Here is an 11512-nt window from a genome sequence, read left to right as displayed (position 1 = left end):
CGGTGAAGGAGTCCGGCCATGTTCCGGTTCGACACGACAACGCTCGGCCTTGCGGCGCAGCGCGATGCGGCGCTCTGGGGCGGCTATGCGGGGCAGGGGCTCTGGGTGATCGACCCCGCCACCGGAGAGCCGCAGCCGGCCTGCGACCCCGGCTTCGCGCGGATGCTCGACCTTGTCGCCGAGGAGGCGCGGGATTCCATGCCGCCGCTGGTCGCGGAATTCGGCCTCGACGATCCGCGGCTGGAGTGGACGCTCCTCCCCCGCCGCGGGCTGCTGCGCGCCACCACGCCGGAGGGGGCGACCTGGTTCGCCCGCTATTCGCAGATTTCCACCTGGAACGAGGACGGCCACGGCTGGCTCTGGTCCTGGGCCGAACCCGCGGCGCCCGATCTGCCCGACACGCTGCGCATCGCCGCGCACCGGCTGCGGCTCGACGGGCGCAACCACGGCTGGCGTGCCGCGACCGAGCGCTGCCTGCTGGTCGATGCCGCGACCGCCTGGCGGCTGGCGCTGCTGGCGGCGCAGGCCTCGGACTATCCGCTGGTGTTCCGTGCGCCCGCCGGCGGCGGCAGCTACCGCCTGCTCGCCCTCGACTTCCCGGTCCGGACCAACTGACCCCGGGGGGCGCGCCATGACGCGCCTGCCCGACCATACCGACCGCAAGCTGGGGCTGGTGATCGACCTCGACACCTGCGTCGGCTGTCACGCCTGCGTGGTGGCCTGCAAGGGCTGGAACACCGAGAATTACGGCGCACCGCTCTCGGATCAGGACCCCTACGGCGCCGCGCCGCAGGGCACCTTTCTCAACCGCGTGCACAGCTACGAACTGACCCCGCAGGACAAGCCGCCGCAGCTCGTGCATTTCCCCAAGTCCTGCCTGCATTGCGACGACGCGCCCTGCGTCACCGTCTGCCCCACCGGCGCCAGCTACAAGCGGGCCGAGGACGGCATCGTGCTGGTGAACGAGGACGCCTGCATCGGCTGCAGCCTCTGTGCCTGGGCCTGTCCCTACGGCGCGCGCGAACTCGACGCGGCCGAGGGGGTGATGAAGAAATGCACCCTCTGCGTGGACCGCATCTACAACGAGACCCTCCCCGAAGAGGACCGCACCCCCGCCTGCGTGCGCACCTGCCCGTCGAATGCCCGCCATTTCGGCGACCTCGCCGATCCCGACAGCGCCGTGTCGCAACTGGTCGAGGAGCGGGGCGGCTTCGACCTCATGCCGGAGATGGGCACGAAGCCGGTGAACAAGTACCTGCCGCCGCGCCCCCGCGATTCCTGGCAGGGCGAGGTCGACGTGCTCGCCCCCTGGCTCGACCCCGTGGCAGAAGAGCCGCGCGGCTTTCTCGGCTGGATCGACCGCACCCTCGGAAAGCTCTGAGCGATGAACCCGGCGCGCTCTCTCATCCTGTTCACCACGCTCTCGGGGCTCGGCCTCGGGCTTCTGGCCTGGCTGGGGATCGACCCGACCCCGCCCACCGGCTGGGTCGCGCTGGTGTTCTTCGCCATCGCCCACGGGCTGACGCTGACCGGCCTCGCCGCCTCGGCGCTGCATCTCGGGCGCCGGGAACGCGCCCTGCGCGCCTTCAGCCAATGGCGCACGAGCTGGCTCTCGCGCGAGGCATGGGCGGCGGCGGTCACCCTGACGCTGACCGGCCTCTACGGCGGGCTGCTGATCCTCGGCATCCACGTGGCGCCGCTCGGCTGGCTCGGGGCGCTGCTGGCGCTGGGCACGGTCGGCGTGACCTCGATGATCTACGCGCAGCTCAAGACCGTGCCGCGCTGGCACCGCTGGACCACACCGGCGCTGTTCCTCGCCTATGCCGTCACCGGCGGCGCGCTGCTCTCCGGGCGGGTCACCCTGTCCGAGGTGCTGCTCCCCGTGACCGCCGCGCTCCAGCTCTACGCCTGGTGGGACGGCGACCGCCGCTTTGCCCGCTCCGGCACCACGCTTGCCACCGCCACCGGCCTCGACGCGCCCCGCGCGCTGTTCCCGCCGCACTCCGGCCCGAACTACCTGCTGACCGAGATGGTCTTCGTCGTCGGCCGCCGCCATGCGATGAAACTGCGGGTCATCGCGCTCTTTGCCATGGCGGTGATCCCGCTGGCCTTCCTCGCCGTCGGACCGTCGCATTTTTTCGGCCTTCTGGCCCTTGTAACTCACGCTCTCGGCGTGTTTCTCTCCCGTTGGTTGTTCTTTGCCGAGGCCGAGCATGTCGTCGGCCTCTATTACGGGAGACGCTGAGTGCCCTTCCTCGCCGGGTTCGATGCCCGCTGGCATGACGCTGCCGACTATCTCGACGCCCTGCATCGCGATCTGGGCGAGGGGCGGCGGCTCGATCTCACGCCCGATTACATCGCGTCCGGGGTGATCTGCCACGGCGGTCTCGGCACGACCTGCGGCTCCGACGCCTGGGGCGCGGCGCAGGCGGCGCTGGTCGCCGCCTTCCCGGCGCCCTCGCTGCTGCCCGAAGACGCGATCTGGACCACCACCTCGCACGATGCGCTGATCTCGGCGCAGCGGCTGCTGGTGAGCGCCCGCCACGACGGCGCCGGGCTTTACGGCGCGCCGACCGGGGCGGAGCTGACGGTCACCGCCATGGTCGACCGCTGGTGCGTCGCGGGCAAGGTCAGGGAGGAATGGCTGCTGCGCGACGAAACCGCGATCCTGCGCCGGATCGGCCTGCCCGAGGACGAGGCCGCCCGCATCCGCCTGGCCGGCTGGCACCCGCGCGCGATCCCCGAGGGCACCCGCCGCTACACCGGCACCGGCGACGACGACGCCTGGGGGCACACGCTGGGCGAGCTCGTCCATCGCGTCATGGGCGGAGAGCTTGCGGTGATCGACCGTCACTATGACGCGGCGGCAGAGCTATTCTATCCCGGCGGCGAGGCGCAGACCGGCCCGCGCGAGGCCGAATCCTTCTGGATCGGCCTGCGCGCCGCCTTTCCCTCGGCGGAATTCCGGGTCGAGCACCTGCTCGGAGCCGAGGAATCCCTCTCCAGCCCGCGCGCCATGATGCGCTGGTCGCTGACCGGCCGCCACGACGGCCACGGCAGCTTCGGCGCGCCGACCGGGGCCGAGGTCACGGTGCTGGGGATGACCCATGCCGAATTCGGGCCCGACGGGCTGCGCCGGGAATGGACGCTGATCGACCGCCCCGGCGTGCTGGCGCAGATCCTGCGCAAGACCGGCTGACCGGACGGGTCGCCGGGCCGAGGGGCCCGCGCGCGACGGAAGCGCCCCTCAGCGCTTGCGCCGGAACATCCCCTTCACGCGGTTGCCCGCATCGTCGAGGTTGTCGCCCATGTCCACCAGCACCGGGTCGATGCGCCGCTGCCGGAACCGGCGCCAGCGCACCCACAGCCCCCAGACCAGCGCGGCAAGGAAGGTCAGGATGATGATGTTCAGCCAGGGAACGATGGTGACATCCGGCCCCTCGACCGGCTTGACGCTGATCGCGTTGGGATAGATCGACAGGAATTCGTTGCGCCAGCCGTAATGCTTGATGACCACCCACTGCGGCGTGGCGGAGGAGGATTTCAGATCCGCCGCCTCGGCCTGCAGGTTCGAGGTGTCGAACTTGAAATACGGCGGCCAGCCCCAGCCGGTATCCTCGTTGCGATAGACCATCACCTTGTCGTTGTTCAGGCGCGTCTGGATGAAGAACACGTCGCGATTGCTGACCACGGTGCTTTCGCCGGTGGCCGCCTGCGACCAGAACCAGCGGTTCTCGCCGGGGTCTATGCGCTTTTCATAGGTGTCGGAAATGCGCGCAATGTCGTGCTGCGGCAGGGTGTAGTGCAGGAACGCCGCGATCAGCGCCCAGAAGATCACGATCACCGTCCATTTCACGTAGCGCATCGCCAAGACCCCTTCAGTGGTAATTCGTCAGATACACGATCAATGCCACAACGCACACCGGGACAACATAGACCCCGAGGATGAGTTTTCGCCGCAGGGAGCGATCATAGTCCCGCAGCCCTTCCTCGACGAAGGCCTCGCGCGCGCCGGGGCCCTGCGCCTCGTCCCATTCCAGCCCGAGCTTTCCCCGCCGCACCCGGCGCGACCAGATCGACAGCGCCACGTAGATCGCGGTGAGCACGACGAAACCGATGATCACAAGCCGCAGCAGCGCCAGCATCGCATCCCCTTCCGGCGCCCCGCGCCCCCGTTCGCGCCCCTCCCGGAGAATCACCTCGGTGCGGGCCAAGTCATGCTACCCTTCCCCATCCACCAGAACAGGGAGACCGGAATCATGTGCGATATCTGCGTGATGAACAAGGTTAAGGACAAGATGCTCTCGCGGCGGGGCTTTCTCGGCACCGCCGCGGCGGCCGGGGCGGGGGCGGCGCTGCTGCCGGCGAGCCCGGTAGCGGCGGCGGCGCACGGGACGGGTTTTGCCGATCTGACCCACACCCTGCACCCCGGGTTTCCGACCTTCTTCGGCGAGCCGCAGTTCAAGGCGGACCAGCTCTTCAACTTCGCCAACGACGGGTTCAACCTCTTCAACCTCACGGTCAACGAACACACCGGCACCCATGTCGACGCGCCGCTGCACTTTTCCGCCGACGGCGCCTCGGTCGACGAGATCCCGCTCGGGCAGCTCATCGCGCCGCTCTGCGTGGTGGATATCGCCGCCCGCGCGGCCGAGGATGCCGACACTCAGCTCACGCCCGACGACCTCGAAGCCTGGATCGCCGCCAACGGCGACATCCCGGAAAATGCCTGCGTCGCGATGCATTCCGGCTGGGCGGCCAAGGTCGACGGCGAGGGCTACCGCAATTTCGACGGCACCGCGATGCACTTTCCCGGCTTCCACGTCGAGGCGGTGCAGATGCTGATGGAAAGCACCGGCGCCATGTCCATCGCCGTCGACACCCTGTCGCTCGATTTCGGCCCCTCGCCGGATTTCGCCACCCATTACGCCTGGCTGCCCTCGGGGCGGTTCGGGATCGAATGTCTCGCCGGGCTCGACGCGCTGCCCGCCGCCGGGGCGACGATCATCGTCGGCGCGCCCAAGCACCGGGGCGGCTCGGGCGGTCCGGCGCGGATCTTCGCCATGATGTAAGCGGTTGCGCGGGGTGGGGAATTGCCGACCTTGCCCCGCGCCGGGCCGCGCGGCATGGTGCGTCCGACACCATTTCCCCGGGGAGTTTTCCATGATCCGCATTCTTCTTGCCACCGCCGCCGCGATGGCGCTGACCTCCGCCGCGCAGGCCGACGAAATCACCGACACGCTGACCTCCGCGATCGAAGCCTACGAGTCCGGCGATGTGCAATATGCCCTCGACGAACTGGAATTCGCCCGCGCCAAGCTGCTCGAGATGAAGACCGACGCGCTGGGCGCCTTCCTGCCCGACGCGCCCGACGGCTGGACCCGCGAGGTCAACACCGAGGCCAACGCGGCCATGGCGATGATGGGTGGCGGCGTCGCGGCCGAGGCCGATTACCTCTCTCCCGGCGGCGACAGCTACCGCATCCAGATGTTCGCCGACAATCCGATGGTGGCCAGCATGTCGGCGATGATCACCAATGCCGGCGCGATGGGGATGAAGACCGAACGCATCGGCCGTCAGAAATTCGCCGTTCAGGAGGATCAGACCATGGGGCTGATCGCCAACCGCATCCTGATCCAGGTCGAGGGCGCGGATGCCGCGACCCGCACCACCCTGCTCGAAGCGATGGATTTCGAGGGGATGGCAGGCTTCGGCTCCTGATCCGCGGCACCACGGAATCGCCCGACCGGCGTCCCGTCAGCGTCACACTGCACCGGCACCTTCCCTCCGGACAACGACGGAGGGTGCCATGATCCCGTTTCTGCTGCGCATCGCCACCCGGGCCCGCCCGCGCAAGGCGCTCCGGACCTTCATCGGGGCGGCGGTCACGCATTGGCGCAGCGATTACGAAAAGGGCCGGCTCGCCGCCGAGCGGGGCGGCGACCCCCTGCTGGCGGCGTTCTACACCGCCGTCCGCGACTACGCGCCGACGGAAACCGATCCCGCCCGGCTGAGCGGTCCGCACGGATCGAAGATCATCGCCCTCTGGGCGGCCTACCGCCTGCCCCCCGACCTGTTCCACCGGTTCAACGCCCTCGCCGGGCGCGGCGGGCAGTCCATCCTGTTCTCCGCGATGCTGATGGCCGAGGACGAGGCCGCCGTCCTGCGCCCCTCGCTGCCCCGGCAGGTTCCGAAACGGCCGCGCCCCCGGCCCCGCCTGCAATCCGTCGAAACCCTCGCCGCCCGCGAGGCATGGGCCGCAACCGGGCTGTTCCCGATCAGCGGCCATGACAGGCAGAGCGCCCTTGCGGCGATCGAACCGCTGTCGGCGGACGATCTGCACGTCATCGCCTGCGGTCTCGGCGGCATGGATTGCGCCGGCCTGATCGAGGCGATGGCCGATCACCCCCGGCTGGATCGCGGCACCGCGCTCGAACTGCTGTTCAGCTACGGCGCCTCGGGCTACCAGTCCGGGTTCCGCGACGGCTCGGCCGACACCGCCGACGCGGACGAGCTGACCCTGTTCCGCGCCTTCGACCGGCTGGCCGAACGGGCGAATGCGGGCGATTTCCGCACCGCCCGCCTTGCCAACCGCCTGCATGACGATATCCGCCGGATCGACAACTGGTCCGAGAACCCCGAAACCGACCCGGCGCACCCCCGGAACTGGGTCCGCTGGACCCTGACCCCCGGGGCCCTGAAGCCCACCGCCGGGGAAAGGCCGCGCTCGGACCTCGAATGCAGCCAGGGGCCGGTGCGCTACCGTTTCGAGGTCTGGCAGAACAAAAGCGCCTGACCCGCCCCGGGCGCCCGCACCCTATCCGACCACGTTGAACGCCGGGCCGTAGGGATAGCCGGTGATGTTCTCGGCCCCGTCCGCGGTGATGACGAGGATGTCATGCTCCCGGTAGCCGCCCGCGCCCGGCCTGTCCGCCGGCAGGGTCAGCATCGGCTCCATGCTGATGACCATGCCCGGCTCCAGCACCGTGTCGATATCCTCGCGCAGCTCCAGCCCGGCCTCGCGGCCGTAGTAATGCGACAGCACGCCGAAACTGTGGCCATAGCCGAAGGTGCGGTACTGCAGCAGGTCGCGCTCCGTCAGGAAGGCGTTGATCCGCTCGGTCACGGCGGCGCAGCTCACCCCCGGTTTCAGCAGGCTCATGCCGTATTCGTGGGTGGCGACGTTCGCCTCCCAGATCGCCAGCGACGCCGGGTCGGCCTCGCCCACGAAAAGCGTCCGCTCCAGCGCGGTATAATAGCCCGAAATCATCGGGAAGCAGTTCAGCGACAGGATATCGCCGCGCTCCAGCCTGCGCCCCGTGACCGGGTTGTGCGCGCCGTCGGTGTTCAGCCCCGACTGGAACCACACCCAGGTGTCGCGGTATTCCGCCTCCGGAAAGCGCCGGGCGATCTCCAGCTCCATCGCGTCGCGGCCGGCCATCGCCACGTCGATCTCGCGCACGCCCTCGCGGATCGCGTCACGGATCGCGTAGCCGCCGGCATCCGCCACCTGCGCCCCGGCCTTGATCAGCGCGATCTCGGCGGCCGACTTGTGCATCCGTTGCCGCATCGTCGCGCCCGCCAGATCCACCGTCACCGAGGGTTCGAGGAAATCCTCCAGCAATTCGCGCTGCGCCAGGGTCAGGTGATCGGCCTCGTAGCCGATGACCCGGCCCTCACCCGCGACCGACCGCACCGCGCGCCAGAAGTTGTTCCGCGCCCAGTCGGTATAGGTCAGGTTGTCGCCATGACAGCGCCGCCAGGGCTGGCCGGCGTCGATCCCGGCGCTGATCGTCACGCTGTCGCTTTCGGTCACGACCAGCGCGTAGGGCCGCCCGAAGCTGCAATACAGGAACCCCGAATAGTAGGCGATATTGTGCATCGAGGTCAGCACCGCGGCCTCGACCCCGGCCTCGTCCATGCGGGCGCGCAGCCCGGCAAGGCGCGCGTCGTACTCGGCGGCGGCAAAGGGCAGGGCAGCTTTCTGCCCGTTGTGAAAGCGGTAGGTTTCCGGTCGGTCCATGTCGGCCCTCCTTGTGGTCGCGGAGGGGGGAACCCGCCCCTGCCGCGAGGCAAAGCAAGCTCCCGGCGTGCAGGACGAATCAAGGGGCATGTCGGAAGGACACCGGCGACGCCATCGCCTGCCCGCCCCGAGTTCTGCGCCCCCGCGCCGCGCTTGGCAAGAGGGCGCGTGCGCCCGGCTCAGGCCAGCGGCCAGCCCGCCCGCACCAGCGCCGCCAGGATGCGCTCCGGCGCGTCCTCGCGCCCGGTGTGGATGCTCTGCCCGCGCAGCCGCCACCAGATGTAGGCGGCAAGGTCGGGCGGCGCGTGCTCCGGCGCGCGGCGGATCGCCTCGCGGGCACCCAGATCGGCGACCCGCAGCGAAAGGTGGTCGACATCGCTCCCGGCGAAATACACGACGGCCTTGCCCAGCACCTGCCCGGCAAAGGCGGCGCCGGAATTCTGCGTCACCACGTAATCGCAGCGCGGCAGCAGCCGGGCCATCTCCCCCCGTGCGAGATGCAGGCGCGGGTTGGCGCGAACCATCTCCTCCAGCGCGGCGATCTCCACGGCGCCGTAGTGCTCGCGCGGATGCAGCGCGGCGATCACCGGGCGCACGGGATCGTGCGCCAGCACCGCCGCGATCATCCCGAGAGGCGAGTCGCTCTGGAACGACCGCCGCTCGGTCAGCCGGCCCTGCAGCGGCACGTAGACATGGCCGTCGCGCCCGAGCGCCGCGGCCATCGCGGCGAAACGGTCCTTGCGCAGGTTGGCGAGAAAGCGCGCGGCCTTCTCCTCCTTGATCGCGCCGGGATCGAAGACCGCCCGCGCCACCGCCCAGTTCCAGCGTTCCGCGACCGGCTCGATGTCGTGGAACGGCTCCACATAGGTCCGCCGGAAGGTCACCCCCCGCCGGTTCGGCGGCGCGACCATCCGCACCACCGAAAAGCCCGGAAACAACCGCGCTCCGGTCAGCTCCGCCGGGCTGTCCCCGCAGAGTTCCACCGCAAGGCCCTGCGCCTCCAGGACTTCGCGCAGGAGGCAGAGCAGCGGATGGCGGCCCGCCGCCACCCGTGCCTTCAGATCGTCGTACAGATGGAACCGGACAACCCGGGGCGCGTCCTCGAACATGCCCCGGACCTGCTCACACGCTCATGCAGACGTATTTCATCTCGAGGTAATCCTCGATCCCGTGGTGGCTGCCCTCGCGGCCGAGCCCCGATTGCTTGACCCCGCCGAAGGGCGCCACCTCGGTCGAGATGATGCCCGTGTTCACCCCGACGATGCCGTATTCCAGCGCCTCGGCGACCTTGTAGACCCGGCTGAGATCCTTGGCATAGAAATACGACGCCAGCCCGAAGATCGTGTCGTTGGCCAGCTCGATCACCTCGTCCTCGTTCTCGAACCGGAACAGCGGGGCGAGCGGGCCGAAGGTCTCGTCCGTGGCGAACATCATCTCGCGGGTGGCGCCGGTCACGATGGTCGGCGCGATGAAATGGCCCGCGCCCTCCAGCGTCCCGCCACCGCCCAGGATCACCGTCGCGCCCTTCGACTTGGCATCGGCGATGTGCTCCCGCACCTTGTCGAGCGCCTTGCCGGTGATGAGCGGGCCAAGGTCGGTTCCCTCCTTCAGCCCGTCGCCGACGGTCATCTTCTCCACCGCCGCCTTCAGCTTTTCGGCGAAGGCGTCATAGACCCCGGCCTGCACGTAGATCCGGTTGGCGCAGACGCAGGTCTGGCCGTTGTTGCGGAACTTGCACAGGATCGCACCCTCGACGGCGGCATCCAGATCGGCATCGTCGAACACGATGAACGGCGCGTTGCCGCCCAGCTCCATCGAGCATTTCATCACCTGGTCGGCGGCCTGCCGCAGCAGGATGCGCCCGACCTCGGTCGAGCCGGTAAAGGTCAGCTTGCGGACCTTGGGATTCTCGCAGAATTCCTTGCCGACCTCCGAGGAGCTGCCCGAGGGCACGATGTTGAACACCCCCGCCGGGATGCCCGCGCGCTCGGCCAGCACGCCCAGCGCGATGGCCGACAGCGGCGTTTCCGACGCCGGGCGCCCGACAAAGGCACAGCCCGCCGCCAGCGCCGGGGCGGCCTTGCGGGTGATCATGGCGTTGGGAAAGTTCCACGGCGTGATCGAGGCGGCGACCCCGATCGGCTGCTTCATCACCGTGATGCGCTTGTCGCGCTGGTGGCCGGGGATGGTCTCGCCGTAGATGCGCTTGGCCTCCTCGGCAAAGAACTCGATGAACGAGGCGCCGTAGCCGATCTCGCCCTTGGCCTCGGCCAGCGGCTTGCCCTGCTCTGCGGTCATGATCGTGGCCAGATCGTCCTGATTGGCCATCATCAGGTCGAACCACCTGCGCAGCACGGCGGCGCGCTCCTTGCCGGTCCAGCGCGCCCAGTCCTTCTGCGCGGCATGGGCGGCGTCGATGGCGGCGGCGACCTGCGCGCGGCTCAGGTCGGCGACCTCGGCGATCACGTCGCCGCGCGCCGGGTTGGTCACGTCGAAGGTGCCGTCCTCGCCGTCGACGAACGCCCCGTTGACGTAGCCGCGCGTTTCGAGAAGGCTCGGATCCTTGAGAAGGGAGGCGAGGTTGGTGGTCTGGTCGAGCATGGCTTCCTCCATCGCATTGCGCTTCTGCCCCCGGCAGAGCATCTGTCGGGAATGGAGTCTAGTGCCGAAAGGGGAAATGTCATGGACCTGAGCGACGCCTATGCCAATACGGCCTACATCCCGCAGGCCGAAACCTATCCGCCGCGCTGGGCGGAGCAGGCCGAGGCCTTCCGCGCCGCGCTCTCGGTGGCCGGCCGCTGCCGCCCGGGGATCATGTACGGCCACGGGGTGCGGCAGGCGCTGGACCTGTTCCTGCCCGACCGGGTGCCGCTGGGGCTCGTGGTCTTCGTGCACGGCGGCTACTGGCTGCGCTTCGGGCGCGAACTCTGGTCGCACTTCGCCGCCGGTCCGCTGGCGCGCGGCTGGGCCGTGGCGATGCCGTCCTACGATCTCTGCCCGCGGGTGCGGATCTCGGACATCACCCGGCAGGTCGCCGCCGCCGTCGGCGTCGCCGCGCGCGAGGTGCCCGGCCCCGTGGTGCTGACCGGCCATTCCGCCGGCGGGCACCTGGTGTCGCGGATGCTGGCGCCGGACATGCTCCCGGCCGAGGTCGCCGCGCGGCTGGCCCATGTCATGCCGATCTCGCCGCTGTCCGACCTGCGCCCGCTGATGCAGACCGCGATGAACGCCGACCTCGGGCTGGACGAGGCCGAGGCGCGCGCCGAAAGCCCGATCTTCCAGCCCGCGCCGACGCGCCCGGTGACGGTCCTGGTCGGCGGCGCCGAACGCCCCGCCTTCCTCGAACAGGCGCGCCGGCTCGAAGACGCCTGGCGCTGCGGGCTGGTGGTCGACGAGGGCAAGCACCACTTCGACGTGATCGACGGCCTGACCGACCCGGACAGCGCGCTGGTGCGACGGCTCCTCCCGGACTGACCGCGGAACGGAGCG

At 69.7% G+C, this 11512-nt stretch carries 13 protein-coding genes; 8 read left to right on the top strand and 5 right to left on the bottom strand.

Annotated elements, in window-relative coordinates:
* Positions 1–18: 18 nt before the first annotated feature.
* The 4 genes from ACN0RJ_RS00690 to ACN0RJ_RS00675 are packed head-to-tail and all read left to right on the top strand — an operon-like array spanning position 19 to position 3199.
* On the top strand, positions 19–615 hold the full coding sequence (locus tag ACN0RJ_RS00690) for a DUF6882 domain-containing protein (RefSeq protein WP_417723090.1): 597 nt from the start codon (positions 19–21) through the stop codon (positions 613–615).
* A gap of 16 nt (positions 616–631) precedes the next feature.
* Entirely contained in the window at positions 632–1381 is a 750-nt protein-coding gene (locus ACN0RJ_RS00685; protein ID WP_417723089.1) for a 4Fe-4S dicluster domain-containing protein, read from the top strand.
* A gap of 3 nt (positions 1382–1384) precedes the next feature.
* Complete coding sequence (locus ACN0RJ_RS00680; RefSeq protein ID WP_417723088.1) at positions 1385–2245, top strand: dimethyl sulfoxide reductase anchor subunit family protein; 861 nt, start codon at positions 1385–1387, stop codon at positions 2243–2245.
* A complete protein-coding gene (locus ACN0RJ_RS00675; protein WP_417720634.1) occupies positions 2246–3199 on the top strand; it encodes an ester cyclase in 954 nt (317 codons plus the stop codon). It abuts the gene before it with no gap.
* A 48-nt stretch (positions 3200–3247) separates the two neighbouring features.
* Here the strand turns inward: ACN0RJ_RS00675 and ACN0RJ_RS00670 are convergent, their stop codons facing one another.
* On the bottom strand, positions 3248–3865 hold the full coding sequence (locus ACN0RJ_RS00670; RefSeq protein ID WP_417723087.1) for a DUF1523 family protein: 618 nt from the start codon (positions 3863–3865) through the stop codon (positions 3248–3250).
* A 13-nt stretch (positions 3866–3878) separates the two neighbouring features.
* Positions 3879–4214 carry a hypothetical protein gene (locus ACN0RJ_RS00665; protein ID WP_417723086.1) on the bottom strand — a complete coding sequence of 112 codons (336 nt, stop codon included), beginning with the start codon at positions 4212–4214 and terminating at the stop codon, positions 3879–3881.
* Between the two features lie 45 nt (positions 4215–4259).
* On the opposite strand from ACN0RJ_RS00665, the gene ACN0RJ_RS00660 reads away from it, so the two are divergent.
* From ACN0RJ_RS00660 to ACN0RJ_RS00650, 3 genes are all read left to right on the top strand, one after another.
* On the top strand, positions 4260–5072 hold the full coding sequence (locus tag ACN0RJ_RS00660; RefSeq protein ID WP_417723085.1) for a cyclase family protein: 813 nt from the start codon (positions 4260–4262) through the stop codon (positions 5070–5072).
* Positions 5073–5163: 91 nt separating this feature from the next.
* A complete protein-coding gene (locus ACN0RJ_RS00655; protein WP_417723084.1) occupies positions 5164–5721 on the top strand; it encodes a hypothetical protein in 558 nt (185 codons plus the stop codon).
* 88 nt (positions 5722–5809) lie between these two features.
* Entirely contained in the window at positions 5810–6796 is a 987-nt protein-coding gene (locus tag ACN0RJ_RS00650) for a hypothetical protein (protein WP_417723083.1), read from the top strand.
* A 21-nt stretch (positions 6797–6817) separates the two neighbouring features.
* Here ACN0RJ_RS00650 and ACN0RJ_RS00645 read toward each other — a convergent pair whose 3' ends face one another.
* The 3 genes from ACN0RJ_RS00645 to ACN0RJ_RS00635 form a co-directional block, all read right to left on the bottom strand.
* Complete coding sequence (locus ACN0RJ_RS00645) at positions 6818–8023, bottom strand: aminopeptidase P family protein (protein ID WP_417723082.1); 1206 nt, start codon at positions 8021–8023, stop codon at positions 6818–6820.
* Positions 8024–8202: 179 nt separating this feature from the next.
* Positions 8203–9132 (bottom strand): hypothetical protein, encoded by a 930-nt coding sequence (locus ACN0RJ_RS00640; protein ID WP_417723081.1) that lies wholly within the window; start codon positions 9130–9132, stop codon positions 8203–8205.
* Positions 9133–9145: 13 nt separating this feature from the next.
* Positions 9146–10624 carry an NAD-dependent succinate-semialdehyde dehydrogenase gene (locus ACN0RJ_RS00635; RefSeq protein ID WP_417723400.1) on the bottom strand — a complete coding sequence of 493 codons (1479 nt, stop codon included), beginning with the start codon at positions 10622–10624 and terminating at the stop codon, positions 9146–9148.
* 81 nt (positions 10625–10705) lie between these two features.
* Here ACN0RJ_RS00635 and ACN0RJ_RS00630 point away from each other — a divergent pair, with 81 nt between their 5' ends.
* Positions 10706–11497, top strand: a complete 792-nt coding sequence (locus ACN0RJ_RS00630) for an alpha/beta hydrolase (RefSeq protein WP_417720626.1) — start codon at positions 10706–10708, stop codon at positions 11495–11497.
* Positions 11498–11512: the final 15 nt, after the last annotated feature.

This window comes from Salipiger sp. (assembly GCF_048261495.1).
In the GTDB taxonomy this organism is placed as follows: domain Bacteria; phylum Pseudomonadota; class Alphaproteobacteria; order Rhodobacterales; family Rhodobacteraceae; genus Salipiger.
The sequence above is the reverse complement of the archived record's forward strand: the minus strand, read 5'-3'. Positions and strand labels throughout refer to the sequence as shown.